This is a genomic window from Streptomyces sp. SPB162 (genome assembly GCF_029504575.1).
Lineage (GTDB): Bacteria > Actinomycetota > Actinomycetes > Streptomycetales > Streptomycetaceae > Actinacidiphila.
Map to the genome: position 1 here is coordinate 3,955,742 of NZ_JAQFII010000001.1, position 18,031 is coordinate 3,973,772.

Below are 18,031 nucleotides of genomic sequence, written 5' to 3' on the forward strand. Positions count from 1 at the left end.
GTGGAACATCGCCCCTCACGTCGTTTCACCGCTGCCATGTTCCACGTGGAACATGGCAGCGGTGAACTGGTGGAACCCGCGCGGTCAGCCCTGCGCCGCCCACCACTGCTTCAGAGCGGCGGTCGCGTCCTCCTCGGACATCGGGCCGTTCTCCAGCCGCAGCTCCAGCAGGAACTGGTAGGCCTTGCCGATCACGGGGCCGGGCCGGACATCCAGGATCTGCATGATCTGGTTGCCGTCGAGGTCCGGGCGGATCGAATCGAGCTCCTCACGTTCCTGGAGTTCGCCGATGCGCTCCTCCAGCCCGTCGTAGGTACGGGAGAGTGCCGCGGCCTTGCGCTTGTTCCGCGTCGTGCAGTCGGACCGGGTGAGTTTGTGCAGCCGGTCCAGCAGCGGGCCGCCGTCCCGTACGTAACGCCGGACCGCGGAGTCGGTCCACTCGCCGGTGCCGTACCCGTGGAACCGCAGATGCAGCTCGACGAGCCTCGAGACGTCCTTGATCATGTCGTTGGGGTACTTGAGCTTGGCCATCCTGGCCTTGGTCATCTTCGCGCCCACCACCTCGTGGTGGTGGAAGGAGACCCGGCCGTCCGACTCGAAGCGCCGGGTCCGCGGCTTGCCGATGTCGTGCAGCAGCGCGGCCAGCCGCAGCACCAGGTCGGGGCCGTCCGCCTCCAGGTCGATGGCCTGCTCCAGAACGGTCAGCGAGTGCTCGTAGACGTCCTTGTGCCGGTGGTGCTCGTCACGCTCCAGGCGCAGCGCCGAGAGCTCCGGGAGTACCCGCTCCGCCAGCCCGGTGTCGACCAGCAGCCGCAGACCCTTGCGCGGGTTGTCCGAGAGGATGAGCTTGTTCAGCTCGTCCCGCACCCGCTCCGCCGAGACGATCTCGATACGGTCCGCCATCGCCGTCATCGCGGCGACGACCTCGGGGGCGACCTCGAAGTCCAGCTGGGCCGCGAAGCGCGCGGCGCGCATCATCCGCAGCGGGTCGTCGGAGAAGGAGTCCTCCGGCGTACCGGGAGTGCGCAGCAGCCGTCCGGCCAGGTCGTCGAGACCGCCGTACGGGTCGACGAAGACGCTGCCGGGCAGCGCGACGGCCATCGCGTTGACCGTGAAGTCTCGGCGGACCAGATCCTCCTCGATGGTGTCGCCGTAGGAGACCTCGGGCTTGCGGGAGGTGCGGTCGTAGGCCTCGGACCGGTAGGTGGTGACTTCGACCTGGAAGCCGTCCTTCCTGCACCCGACGGTGCCGAAGGCGATACCGACCTCCCATACGGCCTCCGCCCAGGGGCGGATGATCTTCAGCACCTGCTCCGGGCGGGCGTCGGTCGTGAAGTCCAGGTCGTTGCCGAGCCTGCCGAGCAGGGTGTCACGGACCGAGCCGCCGACGAGGGCGAGCTTGAAGCCGGCTTCCTGGAAGCGGCGGCCGAGGTCTTCGGCGACCGGCGCGACCGTGTGAGGGGCCTGCTGGGTCTGGGGGTCATTGTTGGCATTCGGCACAACGCAAAAGGGTACGTGGCCGCGAGCCTCCCGGCCTCCTCGTTATGCCGCCGCTCCCTATGGAGCAGTCCGCAGCACTTTGCCTCGCGCTCGATCGTTAACATGCCAGGACGCACATCCGATGGACGACAGGACGGGCACACGAGTGGGCGAGGCGGCACAGTCACCCGGTACACCCACGGCGCGTCCGCGGCGGATACGCCGCGCGGCCGCGCTGATCGCCGGGGCGTCGCTCTTCGCGGGCCTGCTGCAGGTGCACGCGGCGCCCGCCGCCCAGGCCGCGGCGCCCGGTACCGGATCACGGACGGCCCAGGTCTCGGTGGAATCCGTTGACCCGCTCACTCCGGCCAAGGACGGCACGATCACCGTCGCGGGCACCGTCACCAACACCGGTCGGGGCACGATCACCCATGCCGAGGCCGGACTGCGGATCTCTTCCAGCAGCCCGTTGACGAGCCGCAGCGCGATCAGCTCCGCCGCCACGCGCACGGGCTCCACCGGGGACGACGGCAGCCTGATCACCGATCACACGGCCAAACTGGCGAACATCCCGTCAGGCACGAGCAGCGCCTTCTCCCTGAAGGTGCCCGTGAGCGCCCTGGGACTGGACGCTGACGGCGTCTACCAGCTCGGGGTCACCCTCAACGGCCAGACCGCCGACGAGGCGTACAACCACGTCCTGGGGATCCAGCGGACCTTCCTCCCCTGGTATTCGAAGGCCGACGCCAAGCCGACCCAGTTCACCTTTCTGTGGCCGCTGGCCGACCGACCGCACCTGGCCGTGCGCAGCGACACCGACGACCAGCAGAGCCCGATCTTCCTCGACGACGACCTCGCGGCCGATCTCGCGCCCGGCGGCCGGCTGCAGGAGCTCGTGGAGCTGGGCAGGACGCTTCCCATCACCTGGGTCGTCGATCCCGACCTGCTCGCCACCATCGACTTCATGACCCGCAGCTACCGGGTGCTGGGGCCGGACGGTGACATCGCGCACACGACGCCGGGCAGGGGCACCGAGAACGCCAAGCAGTGGCTCAACGACCTGAAGTCCGCGACCGCGGGTCACGAAGTGGTCGCGTTGCCCTTCGGCGACACCGACATCGCCTCGATCGCCCACCACGGCAAGGAGGTCCCGGCGACGCTGGGCCACCTCAAGACGGCCACCGATCTGGGCGTCAGGACCGTCGACACGATCCTCGGTCTCGATCCCATCGCCAATGTGGCATGGCCGGCCGACGGAGCCGTCGATCCGTCGATCGTGGACGTCGCCACCGCCGGCGGCGCCGACACCGTCATCGCGCGCAGCGACAGCTTCGGCGAGGCCGGCTCACTCGACTACACCCCCACGTCCGCCCGCCCGATCAGCGGCGGCACCACGGCGGTGGTCAGCGACGCCGTTCTGTCCAAGGCCTTCCAGGGAGACATGACGGGCGCCTCGGCGTCCGCCCTCGCCGTCCAGGAGTTCCTCTCCCAGACACTGATGATCAGCATGCAGGCGCCGACCAAACAGCGCAGCATCGTCGTCGCCCCCCAGCGCATGCCCACCGCGTCCCAGGCCCAGGAGATGGCCCGGGGCATCGCCGCGGTCGGTCACAGCTCCTGGGCGCAGACCATCAGCTTCGACGCGGCCACCAAGGCCACCGCCGACCCGGCCGCCAACCAGAAGGTGCCCGGCCCGTCCGCGTACCCCGACTACCTACGCAAGCAGGAGATCAGCACCAGCGCGTTCCAGGACATCCAGCGGACGCAGGGCCAGCTGAACGGGTTCACGGTGATCCTCAGCCGCAAGGACCGGGTCACCGTCCCCTTCACCGCCGCGGTTCTGCGCTCGATGTCCAACGCCTGGCGCGGTGACCCCGGGGGCGCCTCGCTGTTCCGTGACTCCATCGGCTCGTACCTCACCGACCTCATGGGCGCGGTGCACATCCTGGACAAGACCAACCTGACCCTGTCCGGGCGCAGTGCCACGATCCCGGTCACCGTGAAGAACGAACTCGGGCAGGCCGTCACCGGCCTGGAACTTCGGCTCACCTCCAGCGCGCAGATCCGGCTGGACGTCGGCGACCCCCAAGCCGGTCACCGTCGAGGGCGGGCACACCCGCTCCCTGAAGTTCCCCACCAAGGCGGGTGCGAACGGACTGGCGCAGGTGACCGCCCAGCTCTATACCGCGGACGGCGTCAAGTACGGCGACCCGATGTCGTTCAACGTCAAGGTCACCTCGATCACCGACACGGTGATGCTGGTGATCGCCGGCGGCCTGCTGCTCCTCGCACTGGCCGGCGTGAAGATGTACAACCAGCGCAAGCGCAAGGCCGCGGCCGGAACCGATGCAGACGGAGACGACGGGGACGACGTCGACGACACGGCCGGTGACGGCGACGACGGTACGGACGGCGCGGACGGTACCGACGACACCAGCGGTACGGACGGCGCGGGCGGTACGGACGACGGCGTGGAAGAGGGCGGCGGTGCGCCCGGCCCCGAAGCCGGGCAGCCGGGTGACCCGGCCCCGGACACCGCACCCGAAAGCACGGACCCGTCCGCACCGAGTGAGAAGGTGGACCGATAGCCAGGGCGTGTCCCGACAGCGGACAATCAATAAGGTGGGGCAGATGAACGCGCCGTACGACGGTGACCGCGACCGGGAGACTCCGGCCGGAGATCCGCGCGCACAGGTACCGCCGCCTCCCCCCGGCCACCACCAGGCGCCGCCGGATCCCTACCTGCAGAACACCTACGCCTACGATCCGTACCAGCAGCAGGACCCGACGGCGCAGGACCCGGTCGACGAGGCCCTGTACGACCGTGCCGCGCACCCTCCGCCGCCCCCGCCCTACGGGCAGCAGTGGCCCCCGCAGCAGCAGTACCAGATGCCGTACGGCGACGACGCCACCACGCAGTACGTCGGGGTGGACGACCTGGTGACCCACGCGGCCGAGGAGCCGGCCCCGTACGACGCGTACGCGCACCTGTACCGGGACCAGCAGCCGGCCGCGGAGCCCTTCGCACCCGAAGGACCCGCCGGACCGCCCCTCGCGGCCGAGCCGGAGCAGCGGACGGCCCCGGTCCCCGCGCCCCGCTCCGCCGGCCGCGGCGCCAGCATCCTGAAGTCCAGCGCCCTGATGGCGGCCGGCACCCTGGTGTCCCGCCTCACCGGCTTCGTCCGCACCCTGGTGATCGCCGCGGCGATCGGCGTCGCCACCCTCGGCGACTCCTACGCGGTGGCGATGGTCCTGCCCACGATGATCTACATCCTCACCGTCGGCGGCGGCCTCAACTCCGTCTTCGTCCCGCTGCTGGTCCGCGCGATGAAGGACGACGAGGACGGCGGCACGGCCTTCGCGAACCGGCTGCTGACGCTCGTCATGGTCATCCTCGGCGGCATCGTCACGCTCACGGTGATCGCGGCCCCCGCTGCTGGTCCGCATGATGTCCACGAAGATCGCGGACAACCCGGCCACCTTCGACGTCGCGGTGACCTTCGCCCGTTACTGCCTGCCCACGATCTTCTTCATGGGCGTGCACGTCGTGATGGGCCAGATCCTCAACGCCCGCGGCAAGTTCGGCGCGATGATGTGGACCCCCGTCCTCAACAACATCGTCGTCATCTTCACCTTCGGCATGTTCATCTGGGTCTACGGCTCCTACGGCACGACCAACATGGACGCCACGACGATCTCCCCCGACGGCATCCGGCTGCTCGGTATCGGCACCCTGCTCGGCCTGGCCGTGCAGTCCATCGCGATGCTGCCCTACCTGCGCGAGGCGGGCTTCAAGTTCCGGCTGCGCTTCGACTGGCGCGGCCACGGACTCGGCCACGCCGCGAAGCTGGCCAAGTGGACGTTCTTCTTCGTCCTCGCCAACCAGGCCGGGCTCATCGTCGTCACCCAGCTCGCCACCTGGGCCGGATCCGAGGCCGACAAGCTCGGCTTCCAGGGCACCGGCATCACCGCGTACAACAACGCGCTGCTGATCTGGCAGATGCCGCAGGCGATCATCACGGTCTCCGTCATGGCCGCCGTGCTTCCCCGGATCTCCCGCGCCGCCCACGACGGGGACTCACCCGCGGTCCGCGACGACATCTCCTACGGCCTGCGCACGTCGGCCGTGGCCATCGTCCCTGCCGCGTTCGCCTTCCTCGCCCTGGGCGTCCCAATGTGCAGCCTGCTGTACGCCGGCACCGGAACGGACTCCGCGCGCAACATCGGATTCATCCTGATGGCCTTCGGGATCGGCCTGATCCCGTTCTCGGTCCAGTACGTCGTGCTGCGCGGGTTCTACGCCTTCGAGGACACCCGCACTCCCTTCTACAACACGGTCATCGTCGCCGCGGTGAACGCCGCCGCGTCCGCCGTCTGCTTCGTCGTACTCCCCTCCCGCTGGGCCGTCGTCGGTATGGCCTTCTCCTACGGACTGGCCTACGCGGTCGGCGTCGGGGTCGCCGTCAGGCGGCTGCGCGCCCGGTTGGGCGGCGATCTCGACGGCAAGCGCATCACCCGGACGTACGCGCGCCTCACCGGCGCCTGCGTCCCCGCCGCCCTGGCCGCCGGAGCCGCCGTCTACGGCATCACCCGGACCCTGGGCAGTGGGGCGGCCGGTTCGCTCGTCTCCCTCGTCATCGGCGGCGCGCTGCTGCTCGGCGTCTTCTTCATCGCCGCCAAGCGCATGCGGATCGAGGAAATGACCGCGATGGTCGGAATGGTGCGCGGCAGACTCGGCCGCTGATCGAAAAAGCACGGCGGGCAACCATCGGCTCCCGCCGTGTGTCGTGCAGAGAGCTGGACTGTGGGCACAATTGCCCTTGGCTCTGCAGTGGGATCGCGTAACGGATGGGGAGGCAGGAACGACGGTGGCGGATCGGAGTACGGCTGCCGTCGGAGTGGCCAACGAGGGCGGCGAACCGCCGCCCGCCGTCCAGCAGGACGGGGCCACACCCGACGAGACGACGGATCAGGACATCCCCCAGGACGCGCGGGACGAAACACAGGACGAGACAGCGGAACAGCACCAGGGTGAGAGCAAGCCGCCGGAACTCCACAGCGGACACAAGCTCGCCCGCCGGTACCAGTTGGAGGAGTGCGTCACCCGTCTCGACGGCTTCAGCAGCTGGCGGGCGGTCGACGAGAAGCTGCGGCGTGCCGTGGGCATCCACCTCCTGCCCTCCGACCACGCCCGGGCCCGCCAGGTGCTCGCCGCCGCCCGTTCGGCCGCGCTCCTCGGTGATCCCCGCTTCGTCCAGGTCCTCGACGCGGTCGAGGAGAACGACCTCGTCTACGTCATCCACGAATGGCTTCCCGACGCGACCGCGCTCAGCGACAGCCTGGCCGCCGGACCGCTGGAACCCCACGACGCCTACCAGATGGTCAGCCAGGTCTCCCAGGCCATGGCCGCCGCCCACCGCGAGGGCCTGGCGCACCTGCGGCTCAGCCCCGGCTCCGTACTGCGCACCAGCTCCGGTCAGTACCGCATCCGCGGACTGGCCGTCACCGCCGCCCTGCGCGGCCTGAAGTCCGAGCGACCGCAGCGCGAGGACACCCAGGCGATCGGCGCGCTGCTGTACGCCTCGCTCACCCGGCGCTGGCCGTACGAGGAGAACGCGTACGGCCTCACCGGGCTCCCCAAGGACGTCGGACTCGTCGCACCCGACCAGGTGCGTGCCGGAGTCCACCGCGGGCTGTCCGAGATCGCGATGCGCGCACTCGTCAACGAGGGTGCCACCGCCTCCCGCGAGGAGTCGCCCTGCACCACGCCGGAGGAGCTGGCCCGCGCGGTCGCCGGTCTGCCCCGGATCCGGCCGCCTGAGCCCGACATCTCGCCGTACCAGCGCACCACCTACCAGCAGGGCCCCTACCGGCAGGCGCCCGCCGCGCCCCGGCCGGCCCCCGCGCCCCCCGCCGCGCCGCCGGCCCTTCCCGGCCGCACCGGCAAGGCACTCAAGTGGGCCGTCTCCGCGCTGCTGATCGTCGCGCTGGGCCTGGGCAGCTGGCAGCTCGCGGACACGCTCATGGGCCGCGAGGCCCAGAGCAAGGACGACACGGGCACCTCGCAGCGGGCGGGCCAGGATCCCACCGGCACCGGCCCCGGCACGCCCCTGGCCATCTCCTCGGCCAGTGAGTTCTCGCCCCTGGACAAGCCGACCTGGCCCGACAAGGTGCGGTTCACCATCGACGGCAAGGCCGACACCGCCTGGACCACCAGCAACTACAAGGGCCAGTCGAACTTCGGCAACCTCCCCAAGCGCATCCAGGGCAGTGGCATCGTCGTCGACCTCGGCAGCCGTCGGAAGGTCACCGGCGTCGACGTCACGATGTGGGCCCCCGGGCAGACCGTGGAGGTGCTGGCCGCGGCACCGGACGCTTCCCAGCCCACCGCCTTGGCAGCCTTCCCGCAACGGATCTCCGCGGCGTCCAAGGCCGGGAGCACCGTCAAGGTGACCCTCGCCGTGCCGGTGGAGACACGCTACGTACTGATCCACATCACCGATCTGCCGCCCGAGTCGGTGGGCGGCTTCCGTGGCGGCATCACGGAGATAAAGGTCCTCGGCACCAGCTGAGCGGCGAACGGGGAGGCGCTTGTGGACGAGGGCAGCAAGCCGGGGGAGGAGGCCAGCGACGCTGATCTCCTCGCCCGGCACGTCGCGGGAGACCCCGACGCTTTCGGAGAGATCGTCCGGCGCCACCGCGACCGCCTGTGGGCGGTCGCCCTGCGCACCCTGGGGGACCGCGAGGAAGCCGCCGACGCCGTCCAGGACGCCCTGGTGTCCGCCTTCCGTGCCGCCCACACCTTCCGCGGCCAGTCCGCGGTCACGACCTGGCTGCACCGGATCACCGTGAACGCGTGCCTGGACCGGGCGCGCAAGACCGCTTCCCGCCGCACCTCGCCCGTCGTCGACGAGAACCGCTTCGAGACACTCCTCGAACCGCATGAATCCGCCGCCGCCCCCGCCGAGCGCGGCGAGCTGCACCGCGAATTGGTCACGGCCCTGGCCACCCTGCCCCCCGAGCAGCGCGCCGCCCTCGTCCTGGTGGACATGCAGGGCTACCCCGTCGCAGAGGCCGCCGCCGTGCTCGATGTGCCGACCGGCACCGTGAAGAGCAGATGCGCGCGCGGCCGGGCACGGCTCCTTCCGCTCCTCACTCATCTGCGCGCCGACCAGGGGAGTAACGCGGACCCCAGCCGGGGAAGGAACCGGACGGAGGGGACATCCGTCCCAGAGACGGCAACGGAAAAGGGCGGAGGTGGCCACCAGTGACTTCGACGACGGGGATGGACGCGCACCCCGAGGTCTCGGAGATCTCGGACCTGGCCGAAGGCCTCCTTCCACCAGGCCGCTCCGCGGACGTACGCGACCACCTCGACGGGTGCGATCTCTGCTCCGACGTGCGCACCTCGCTCGACGAGATCCGCAACCTGCTGGGCACCCTCCCCGGCCCCCCGCGCATGCCTGCGGACATCGCCGGACGCATCGATGCCGCCCTTGCCGCCGAAGCGCTGCTCGACTCGACGGCGCCCGCGACTGTTCCACGTGGAACAGTCGACGCTTCGCTTCCCCAGGGAACGGTACCGACAGCAGCCGATCGCCCCAGCGGCCACGCCCCGGCCTCGACGGGACCCGGACGCGGCCACCGCGCCCGCCCCCGGCGCCGCTGGGCCAGGACACTGCTCGTCACGGCCTCCACGGCCGCGGTCCTCGGCCTCGGCGGCGTTCTGCTGCACTCTCTCGACGCGGGTTCGGCCCCGCACGACGCGGCCCAGAAGGACATGGCCACCAACGGCGTCGCACAGCGGCCCGGAGGCTCGGCCGAGGCGAAGAGGAACTCCTCGGGCGCCGGCGATCTGCAGACACGTGTCCGGGATCTGCTGGGAACGCAGACCAGCGTCGCGGGAGTGAACCCGGAGTCCCCGGCGAACGGCTCCGACACCCCCGCCCTCACGCCGCTGCGCACCCACTCCGTCCCACTACCGCCGTGTGTAAAGAACGGCATCCACCGCACCGAGCAGCCGCTCGCCTCCGCGCACGAACCTTACGAGGGCACCGACGCGTATCTGGTGGTCCTGCCTCATCCCGGCGACCCGGCCCATGTCGACCTGTATGTCGTGGACGCCTCCTGCACCACCGAACCGGGCCAGGTACTCCGTCAGGGCACGTACGCCCACTGACGGCGTACCGGCGCGGGAATGCCGGACCCGTAGGATCCGTTAGGCAGGACGAGAGTCCCGCCAGGGCCCCGCAGTAGTCGGTAGAGACGAGGAAGACACCCGTGAGCGACGTCCGTAACGTGATCATCATCGGATCCGGGCCTGCGGGCTACACCGCCGCGCTGTACACAGCGCGTGCCGCTTTGAAGCCGCTGGTCTTCGAGGGATCGGTCACCGCAGGCGGTGCGCTGATGAACACCACCGAGGTGGAGAACTTCCCCGGTTTCCGCGAGGGCATCCTGGGTCCGGACCTCATGGACAACATGCGCGCCCAGGCAGAGCGCTTCGGCGCCGAGCTGGTCCCGGACGACGTGGTCGCGGTGGACCTCAGCGGCGACATCAAGACCGTCACCGACACCGAGGGCACCGTCCACCGGGCGAAGGCCGTCATCGTCACCACCGGCTCCCAGCACCGCAAGCTGAATCTCCCCAACGAGGACCAGCTCTCCGGACGCGGGGTCTCCTGGTGCGCCACCTGTGACGGCTTCTTCTTCAAGGACCAGGACATCGCCGTCATCGGTGGCGGCGACACGGCGATCGAGGAAGCGACGTTCCTCTCCCGCTTCGCCAAGTCCGTGGCGATCGTCCACCGCCGCGACAGCCTGCGCGCTTCGAAGGCCATGCAGGAGCGTGCCTTCGCCGACCCGAAGATCTCGTTCGTGTGGGACAGCGAAGTCGCCGAGATCCACGGTGAGAACAAGCTGACCAGCCTGACGCTGCGCAGCACGAAGACCGGTGAGACCTCCGAGCTGCCCGTCACCGGGCTGTTCATCGCCATCGGCCACGACCCGCGCACCGAGCTGTTCAAGGGCGTCCTGGAACTGGACGGCGAGGGATACCTCACGGTCGACGCGCCCAGCACCCGTACGAACGTCTCGGGTGTCTTCGCCGCCGGTGACGTCGTGGACCACACCTACCGTCAGGCGATCACGGCAGCCGGCACCGGCTGCTCGGCCGCGCTGGACGCCGAACGCTTCCTCGCCGCCCTCGCGGACGCTGAGAAGACCGCCTGACCGTCAACACCCTCCCCCCCCCACACGTATCGAGCCTGAGGAGACTGCCGTGGCCGGCAAGACCAAGATTGTGACCGACGCGACCTTCGCCGAGGAGGTCCTCGCCAGCGACAAGCCCGTGCTGGTCGACTTCTGGGCCGAGTGGTGCGGCCCGTGCCGGCAGATCGCCCCCTCCCTGGAGGCGATCGCCGAGGAGCACGCCGAGGACATCACCATCGTCAAGCTCAACATCGATGAGAACCCGGTCACCGCTGCCAAGTACGGCGTGATGTCGATCCCGACGCTCAACGTCTACAAGGGCGGCGAGGTCGTGAAGACCATCGTGGGCGCCAAGCCGAAGGCCGCCATCAAGCGCGACCTCGCGGACTTCATCGGCGACGCCGTCTGAGTCGACGCCGTGCGGTGTTCCGCCGCTCGACTGTTCCACGTGAAACAGGCCCGCTCCTCGAAGGAGCGGGCCTGTTCGCGTTCCGGGATTCCGGCGCACTCACAGCGGCCGGAGGACCGGCTCCTTCTGTACCGCTCCCAGTAGTCGGTCGATCGCCATCTCGACGTCTTCCTTCCAGGAGATCGTCGATCGCAGTTCCAGCCGCAGCCGGGGATAGCGCGGGTGGGCGCGCACCGTCTTGAAGCCCACCGCCAGCAGGTGATCAGCCGGCAGGATGCATCCCGGTTCGGCCCACTTGGCGTCACCGAACGCCTCGATCGCCTTGACTCCGCGCCGCACCAGATCCTTGGCGACGGTCTGCACCAGAACCCGCCCGATGCCCTGCCCCTGGTACCCGGGCATGATCCTGGCGGTCATCAGTTGCACCGCGTCCGGCGACACCGGGCTGGTGGGGAAGGCTGTGGCACGCGGGACGTACGCCGGTGGAGCGTAGAGGACGAAGCCGGCCGGGACGTCGTCGACGTACACCACCCGGCCGCACGAGCCCCACTCCAGCAGAACCGCGGAGATCCACGCCTCCTTCTCCAGCTCCGGCTTGCCCGCCTGGACGGCGGCCTCACCACTTACCGGATCGAGTTCCCAGAAGACGCACGATCTGCAGCGCTTGGGGAGATCCGAGAGGTTGTCCAACGTGAGCGGAACGAGCCGACGCCCCATGTGGCCAGACCCTCATTTCTGTCGCGAACCAAACTGCCCACGAATCCCCCCACCGCCCCCAAGCTCAGTCCTGCGGCTACGAGAGCGGCCAGATGCCGCTCGTGCTCCAGTCCTACCTTCGCCGCACGCATGGGCTTCCCTCCCCAGAGAGGCTCCCTACCTTCTAGGCATCGTAGTCTCGCCCCCGGTCCCAGGACACTGAGCACAAGCAAAGAGCGGGTGGTGTTCCGGTCGGAACACCACCCGCTCCCCTGAGGCACGGACTATTCGACGTCGTCGTCGGGTTCGTCTTCGAGCTTGCTCTCCAGTACCTTGCCTTCGCCGGGGGCCATCGTCCCCAGGATCCGCTCCAGATCCTCTATCGAGGCGAACTCCACCACGATCTTTCCGCGCTTCTGCCCCAGGTCGACCTTCACCCTGGTGTCGAAACGGTCCGACAGCCGCGTCGCGAGGTTGGTCAGTGCCGGGGAGACCCGCCGTCCGGCCCGCGGACCCACGGCCTTCTTCGTGCTCTTCGGCTCCGCGTTCATCAGGGTCACGATCTCTTCGACCGCCCGCACCGACAGCCCCTCGGCCACGATGCGGTGCGCCAGCAGATCCTGATCCTCCCCGTCCTCCAGGGAGAGCAGAGCGCGTGCGTGCCCGAAGGAGATCACTCCGGCCGCGACCCGTCGCTGCACGGGCGCCGAGAGCTTCAGCAGGCGCAGCGTGTTGGAGACCTGCGAACGCGAACGTCCGATCCGGTCGGCCAACTGCTCATGCGTGCAGGCGAAGTCGCGCAGCAGCTGGTCGTAGGCCGCCGCCTCTTCCAACGGGTTCAGCTGGGCGCGGTGCAGGTTCTCCAGCAGCGCGTCCAGGAGGAGCTTCTCGTCCTCGGTGGCCCGGACGATCGCCGGGATGTTCGCCAGACCGGCTTCCCGGCAGGCTCGCCACCGGCGCTCGCCCATGATGAGCTCATAGCGCTCGGGCCCTGCCTGTCGCACGACGACCGGCTGGAGCAGGCCCACTTCCTTGATGGAAGTGATGAGCTCGTTCAGCGCGTCCTCGTCGAACACCTCACGGGGCTGACGAGAGTTCGGCGTGATCGAGTCGATCGGCAACTCGGCGAAGTACGCGCTCGGCGCCGCGGGCGCCTCGGCTGCCGGTGGATCAGGTTCGGTTTCACGTGAAACAGGGATGTCCACCACCGGCGGAGCATCATGGGTTCTGGGGTTCAGACCGGCGACCTTGGTGGCCGCCAGCATGCTGCGGTCCGCTGTCAGAAGCGGTACCGCCGACGGCGATGTACTCGCCGATGACGGCGCCGCTGGGATCAGCGCGCCTAGACCACGGCCGAGCCCTCTGCGTCGATCACTCACTGGATCCCCTCCGACATGCTGTGCTGATCGTGCTCATTGGTGCCCTCAGCGCCACGCAAGGCCATCTCGCGCGCCGCTTCGAGGTAGGACAGGGCCCCGCTGGATCCCGGGTCGTAGGTCAGCACGGTCTGGCCGTAGCTGGGTGCCTCCGAGATCCGGACCGAGCGGGGGATGCTCGTGCGCAGCACTTCCTTGCCGAAGTGGGTACGCACCTCGTCTGCGACCTGGGCGGCGAGCCTGGTCCGGCCGTCGTACATGGTCAACAGAATGGTTGAGACATGCAGCTTGGGATTGAGATGAGCGCGGACCAGATCCACGTTCTTGAGCAGCTGCCCCAAGCCTTCCAGCGCGTAATACTCGCACTGGATCGGGATGACCACCTCGGCGCCCGCCACCAGGGCGTTTACGGTGAGTAGTCCGAGCGAGGGCGGGCAGTCGATGAGAACGTAGTCCAGCGGCTGCTCATAGGCCTCGATGGCTCGCTGCAGCCGGCTTTCCCGCGCCACCAGGGAGACCAGCTCGATCTCCGCGCCGGCGAGGTCGATCGTGGCCGGAGCGCAGAACAACCCCTCGACGTCGAGGACTGGCTGGACGACCTCGGAGAGCGGTCGGCTCTCCACCAGGACGTCGTAGATCGACGGCACATCGGCATGGTGGTCGATGCCCAGCGCCGTGGAGGCGTTCCCCTGGGGATCGAGGTCGATCACCAGCACCCGCGCGCCGTGCAAGGCGAGCGAGGCGGCGAGATTGACCGTGGTCGTGGTCTTTCCGACCCCGCCCTTCTGATTGGCCACCACCATCACGCGGGTCTGAGCCGGCCGAGGGAGGCCCTCGCCGGCCCGACCGAGCGCTTCGACCGCCAACTGGGCGGCGCGACCGATGGGGGTGTCGTCCATCGGGGGCAATGTTTCACGTGAAACATCACCCCCGAATGATTCCGAACGGGGACCGGGGACCGGATCGGTCATCGGTCCCGCGATGTTGGCGTCGGACCGCACGGATTCACTCTCCTCGACTACAGGCTCGCAATGCACAGAGCCTGCCATGCTTTCGGGGTCATGAACCAGCGAGGCCCGACTGCCTGTGGATGAATCCACCTCATGGGCCGACTTCGGGGGCTTCTTGGCGCGCGCCTCAGCCGCCGCACGACCGCGGCTGAGGACTCCTGGGAGCAGGGAGCGACGTTTCACGTGGAACACGATGCACAGCGATGTGCCCGTTATCTCGGAGACACTCCGAATTATGTCGTTTTGGCCGTTTGTATGGAGTAGAACGCGCTGCGGCGAGCTTCAGTGCCGACGTCGGCCGGTGCTCTTGGCCGCCCGGCTCGCCCGCGCCGCCTTCGCACGGCGCGTAGCCGCCCGCACCCCGCCGGGGCTCTCCCCGACCACGACGCGCACCACCGTCGACAGCGGATCCACCACGCCGTCGCCCACCTGCACCACGGAGGTCTCCACCGCCCCGAGTCGGCCCAGCGCGGCCCGAGCCGCCTTCAGCTCCTCCTCGGCCGTGTCCCCCTTGAGAACGGTCATCTCGCCGTGCGGACGCAGCAGCGGAAGACCCCAGCCGGCCAGCCGCTCCAGCGGCGCCACCGCACGGGCCGTCACCACGTCCACCGGCGGGAGCTTGCCCACCATCTCCTCGGCGCGCCCCCGCACCACGGTGACGTTGGAGAGCGACAGCAGCTTGACGACCTCGTCCAGGAACGTGGTCCTTCGCAGCAGGGGCTCCAACAGCGTGATGTGCAGATCCGGCCGGGCCAGCGCCAGCGGAATGCCCGGCAGCCCCGCGCCGGAGCCAACGTCGCACACCGTCATGTCCCGCGGAATCACCTCGGAGAGCACCGCGCAGTTCAGCAGGTGCCGCTCCCACAGCCGCGGCACCTCACGAGGACCGATCAGACCCCGGCGCACCCCCGCGTCGGCCAGCAGCTCCGCATAGCGGACCGCATCGGCGAAACGCTCGCCGAACACTGCCTGCGCCTGCTCGGGCGGTGCGGGAAGTTCCGCCGCCGCCTCCGCTGCTGCCTCCGTCACGAGGACTGTCCTTTCCGTCGATCCCATCGCCGCACGCCGGCGACTCCAGGCTTACAAGGATCGGCCCCGTCCGCGAGCGAACGGGGCCGACTGAGCCGTACAGGGCCGTGCTCGGCCCGATCAGACCGGGAGCACGACCACCCGGCGCTCGGGCTCCTCGCCCTCGGACTCGCTACGCAGCCCGGCGGCCGCGACCGCGTCATGCACGACCTTGCGCTCGAACGGCGTCATCGGGTCGAGCTTCACCGGCTGCCCGGTGCCCTTCGCCTCGTCCGCCGCCTTGGCACCCAGCAGCGCCAGCTCGGTCCGCTTACGGGCCCGGAAGCCACCGATGTCCAGCATCAGCCGACTGCGGTCGCCGGTCTCCCGGTGCACCGCGAGCCGGGTCAGCTCCTGCAGCGCCTCAAGCACCTCGCCGTCCCGCCCGACCAGCTTGTTCAGGTCGCGGCTGTTGGAGTCGCCGACGATCGAGACAGCAGCTCGCTCGCCCTCGACATCCATGTCGATGTCCCCGTCGAGATCCGCGATGTCCAGCAGACCCTCCAGGTAGTCGGCGGCGATCTCGCCTTCCTGCTCGAGGCGGGACAGGCGATCGGCGGAGCCGCCGTCGGTCACAGTGGTGCTGTTGCCTTCCGTCACGGATGGGCTCCTCATCAGGTTCTGCACTACTTCTTGGACGGGTGCTTGGGGCGCTGCGGACCCTTGCGCTGTCCACCCTTGGACGTTCTGGGCGAGCCGGACGCGCCGGAACCGCCGGAGGACGGCTTGGCGTCCCCGGGCTCCTTCTTCGTCAGGCTGGGCTTGTCAGCCGCCTTGTCCGGAGCGGCCGCGACCGACGATCCCGACGTCGAGCCGGCGGTGCCGGTGGTCGTCGTGCGGCGCGCCTTGGTCTGCCGCTTCGGCTGCTGACGGTTGGCGCGGGCGACCTCGACGGCCTCCTTGGCCGCGATCTCCTCCGGCGGCTCCACCAGCTTGCCCTTGGCCCGCAGCCGGTCCTGGCGCTGCTGGAAGGCCAGGCTGCCCGGCGTCGGGTTCCGGCGGATGACGAACATCTGCTGGCCCATGGTCCACAGGTTGGTGGTGAGCCAGTAGACGAGGACACCGACGGGGAAGTTGACACCCATCACGGCGAACATGACCGGGAAGACGTACATCAGCATCTTCTGCTGCTGCATGAACGGCGTCTTCACCGTCATGTCGACGTTCTTCGTCATCAGCTGGCGCTGCGTGTAGAACTGCGACGCCGACATCATCACGATCATGATCGCGGTGACGACCCGGACGTCCGTGATGGAGGCACCGAGCGCCGCGACCTTGTCGGCGCTCTCGGTGAACTTGGCCGCCAGCGGAGCGCCGAAGATGTGCGCCTGCTTGGCGCTGTCCAGCAGCGGCTGGTTGATCGAGCCGATCGTGTGGCCGTTGGCGATGCTGCTCAGCACGCGGTACAGGGCGAAGAAGAACGGCGACTGCGCGATGATCGGCAGGCACGAGGAGAGCGGGTTGGTACCCGTCTCCTTGTACAGCTTCATCATCTCTTCGGACTGTCGCTGCTTGTCGCTCTTGTAGCGCTCCTGGATCGCCTTCATCTTCGGCTGGAGCGCCTGCATGTTGCGGGTCGACTTGATCTGCTTCACGAACAGCGGGATCAGACAGATCCGGATCAGGACCACGAGCGACACGATGGACAGGCCCCAGGCCCAACCACTGTCGGCGCCGAAGATCTTCCCGTACACCGAGTGGAACTGGACGATGATCCAGGAGACCGGTGTGGTGATAAAACTGAACAGATTCGAGATCGTGTCCACTAATCAGGCTCCTTGAGCATGGGGCGAGGTCTCTGCGGCCGGGCTGGTCTCAGCGACGGCGGAGGGACCGCCCTTGCTGTCGCGCAACGTGTTGCGCAGCCGATCGTGCCACGGGGGGCGTTTGCGTGGCGGAACGTGATCGACGCCGCCGGGCGACCACGGATTGCACCGCAGGATGCGCCAGGCGGTCAGTGCCGATCCCTTCACCGCTCCATGCACGTCGATGGCCTTGTACCCGTAGTGCGAGCACGAGGGGTAGTACCGGCAGACCGGGCCCAGCAACGGGCTGATGGTCCACTGGTACACCTTGATCAGTGCCAGCAGTGGGTACTTCATCGCGCAACCCCTCCCAGCAGCCGCTGCAGTGCGGCGTCCAGGTCGCGGGCCAGCTGTGCATGGTCAGCACCACCCGCTCCGGGCAGCGCTCGTACGACTACCAGGCTACCGGGGGGCAGCAGGGCGAGCCGCTCGCGTATGAGGTGCCGCAGCCTGCGCTTCACCAGGTTGCGCTGCACGGCGCCGCCGACTGCTTTGCTCACGACGAAACCCGCACGTGCCGGGGGAGCGTTCCCCCCCGGCCCGTGCGGGTCCATGGTCTCTGCTTGCAGATGGACAACCAGAAGCGGGCGACCCGCTCGGCGTCCTCGGCGTACCGCTGCCGCGAAGTCCTGGCGCCGCCTCAGCCGATTCTCGGTGGGCAGCACGGCATGTGACCTGTTGCGATCAGGCGGACAGGCGGGCGCGGCCCTTGACACGGCGCGTCGCCAGAATGGCGCGACCCGCACGCGTACGCATCCGCAGGCGGAAGCCGTGGGTCTTGGCGCGACGGCGGTTGTTCGGCTGGAAGGTGCGCTTGCTCACTCGGGGGCTCCAGGGAAAATCGGGTGAAGGCGGGACGTCGCCTGGCTGTCACCGTGCGCCCACGAGAAACTCGCGGACCATTTTGGTGCACCGCTTGACGATCTTCCAGGGGGTCCCGGTTGATCCTCGCCCATCGGTAGGCAGGCGGCAGCAGCC

General features: G+C 69.1%; 17 protein-coding genes and 1 pseudogene. 8 read left to right on the top strand and 10 right to left on the bottom strand.

Annotated features, from left to right (window positions below):
- Positions 1 to 84: 84 nt before the first annotated feature.
- Positions 85 to 1,500: a CCA tRNA nucleotidyltransferase gene (locus tag M2266_RS18020; protein WP_277439111.1), complete on the bottom strand. Its 1,416-nt coding sequence runs from the start codon at positions 1,498 to 1,500 to the stop codon at positions 85 to 87.
- Positions 1,501 to 1,621: 121 nt separating this feature from the next.
- On the opposite strand from M2266_RS18020, the gene M2266_RS18025 reads away from it, so the two are divergent.
- From M2266_RS18025 to trxA, 8 genes and pseudogenes are all read left to right on the top strand, one after another.
- Entirely contained in the window at positions 1,622 to 3,871 is a 2,250-nt protein-coding gene (locus M2266_RS18025; protein ID WP_346780904.1) for a DUF6049 family protein, read from the top strand.
- The gene (locus M2266_RS32370; protein WP_346780905.1) at positions 3,780 to 4,067 is read left to right on the top strand and encodes a hypothetical protein; all 288 of its coding nucleotides are present in this window, start codon (positions 3,780 to 3,782) and stop codon (positions 4,065 to 4,067) included. The genes M2266_RS18025 and M2266_RS32370 overlap by 92 nt, the downstream gene beginning before the upstream one ends.
- Positions 4,068 to 4,110: 43 nt before the next feature.
- Positions 4,111 to 6,223, top strand: a pseudogene (gene murJ, locus M2266_RS18030) (murein biosynthesis integral membrane protein MurJ).
- 124 nt (positions 6,224 to 6,347) lie between these two features.
- The gene (locus M2266_RS18035; RefSeq protein ID WP_277439112.1) at positions 6,348 to 8,051 is read left to right on the top strand and encodes a protein kinase family protein; all 1,704 of its coding nucleotides are present in this window, start codon (positions 6,348 to 6,350) and stop codon (positions 8,049 to 8,051) included.
- A gap of 21 nt (positions 8,052 to 8,072) precedes the next feature.
- Entirely contained in the window at positions 8,073 to 8,750 is a 678-nt protein-coding gene (gene sigM, locus M2266_RS18040; protein ID WP_277439113.1) for an RNA polymerase sigma factor SigM, read from the top strand.
- Complete coding sequence (locus tag M2266_RS18045) at positions 8,747 to 9,658, top strand: hypothetical protein (protein WP_277439114.1); 912 nt, start codon at positions 8,747 to 8,749, stop codon at positions 9,656 to 9,658. The genes sigM and M2266_RS18045 overlap by 4 nt, the downstream gene beginning before the upstream one ends.
- A gap of 101 nt (positions 9,659 to 9,759) precedes the next feature.
- Positions 9,760 to 10,710 carry a thioredoxin-disulfide reductase gene (gene trxB / locus M2266_RS18050; protein WP_277439115.1) on the top strand — a complete coding sequence of 317 codons (951 nt, stop codon included), beginning with the start codon at positions 9,760 to 9,762 and terminating at the stop codon, positions 10,708 to 10,710.
- 49 nt (positions 10,711 to 10,759) lie between these two features.
- Positions 10,760 to 11,098: a thioredoxin gene (gene trxA / locus M2266_RS18055; RefSeq protein ID WP_138351167.1), complete on the top strand. Its 339-nt coding sequence runs from the start codon at positions 10,760 to 10,762 to the stop codon at positions 11,096 to 11,098.
- A 99-nt stretch (positions 11,099 to 11,197) separates the two neighbouring features.
- Here the strand turns inward: trxA and M2266_RS18060 are convergent, their stop codons facing one another.
- The 9 genes from M2266_RS18060 to rpmH all read right to left on the bottom strand — a co-directional run bounded on the left by M2266_RS18060 (position 11,198) and on the right by rpmH (position 17,875).
- Positions 11,198 to 11,815, bottom strand: a complete 618-nt coding sequence (locus M2266_RS18060; protein WP_277439116.1) for a GNAT family N-acetyltransferase — start codon at positions 11,813 to 11,815, stop codon at positions 11,198 to 11,200.
- Between the two features lie 263 nt (positions 11,816 to 12,078).
- Positions 12,079 to 13,173 carry a ParB/RepB/Spo0J family partition protein gene (locus tag M2266_RS18065; protein WP_277439117.1) on the bottom strand — a complete coding sequence of 365 codons (1,095 nt, stop codon included), beginning with the start codon at positions 13,171 to 13,173 and terminating at the stop codon, positions 12,079 to 12,081.
- Positions 13,170 to 14,219, bottom strand: a complete 1,050-nt coding sequence (locus M2266_RS18070; RefSeq protein ID WP_277439118.1) for a ParA family protein — start codon at positions 14,217 to 14,219, stop codon at positions 13,170 to 13,172. Before M2266_RS18070 ends, M2266_RS18065 begins: the two co-directional genes overlap by 4 nt.
- Positions 14,220 to 14,462: 243 nt before the next feature.
- The gene (gene rsmG, locus M2266_RS18075) at positions 14,463 to 15,236 is read right to left on the bottom strand and encodes a 16S rRNA (guanine(527)-N(7))-methyltransferase RsmG (RefSeq protein ID WP_277439119.1); all 774 of its coding nucleotides are present in this window, start codon (positions 15,234 to 15,236) and stop codon (positions 14,463 to 14,465) included.
- 93 nt (positions 15,237 to 15,329) lie between these two features.
- On the bottom strand, positions 15,330 to 15,848 hold the full coding sequence (locus M2266_RS18080) for a R3H domain-containing nucleic acid-binding protein (protein WP_277439120.1): 519 nt from the start codon (positions 15,846 to 15,848) through the stop codon (positions 15,330 to 15,332).
- A 26-nt stretch (positions 15,849 to 15,874) separates the two neighbouring features.
- Positions 15,875 to 17,014, bottom strand: a complete 1,140-nt coding sequence (gene yidC / locus M2266_RS18085) for a membrane protein insertase YidC (RefSeq protein WP_277439121.1) — start codon at positions 17,012 to 17,014, stop codon at positions 15,875 to 15,877.
- A gap of 3 nt (positions 17,015 to 17,017) precedes the next feature.
- Positions 17,018 to 17,350, bottom strand: a complete 333-nt coding sequence (gene yidD / locus M2266_RS18090; RefSeq protein WP_277439122.1) for a membrane protein insertion efficiency factor YidD — start codon at positions 17,348 to 17,350, stop codon at positions 17,018 to 17,020.
- On the bottom strand, positions 17,347 to 17,718 hold the full coding sequence (rnpA, locus tag M2266_RS18095) for a ribonuclease P protein component (RefSeq protein ID WP_277439123.1): 372 nt from the start codon (positions 17,716 to 17,718) through the stop codon (positions 17,347 to 17,349). Before rnpA ends, yidD begins: the two co-directional genes overlap by 4 nt.
- A 19-nt stretch (positions 17,719 to 17,737) precedes the next feature.
- Positions 17,738 to 17,875 (bottom strand): 50S ribosomal protein L34, encoded by a 138-nt coding sequence (gene rpmH / locus M2266_RS18100; RefSeq protein WP_138351176.1) that lies wholly within the window; start codon positions 17,873 to 17,875, stop codon positions 17,738 to 17,740.
- Positions 17,876 to 18,031: the final 156 nt, after the last annotated feature.

Excerpts from the sequence above, each read along its gene's own strand:
- yidD (WP_277439122.1), bottom strand. The coding sequence starts at position 17,350 with ATGAAGTACCCACTGCTGGCACTGATCAAGGTGTACCAGTGGACCATC.
- M2266_RS18025 (WP_346780904.1), top strand. The coding sequence starts at position 1,622 with ATGGACGACAGGACGGGCACACGAGTGGGCGAGGCGGCACAGTCACCC.
- M2266_RS18070 (WP_277439118.1), bottom strand. The coding sequence starts at position 14,219 with ATGGCAGGCTCTGTGCATTGCGAGCCTGTAGTCGAGGAGAGTGAATCC.
- M2266_RS18060 (WP_277439116.1), bottom strand. The coding sequence starts at position 11,815 with ATGGGGCGTCGGCTCGTTCCGCTCACGTTGGACAACCTCTCGGATCTC.
- rsmG (WP_277439119.1), bottom strand. The coding sequence starts at position 15,236 with ATGGGATCGACGGAAAGGACAGTCCTCGTGACGGAGGCAGCAGCGGAG.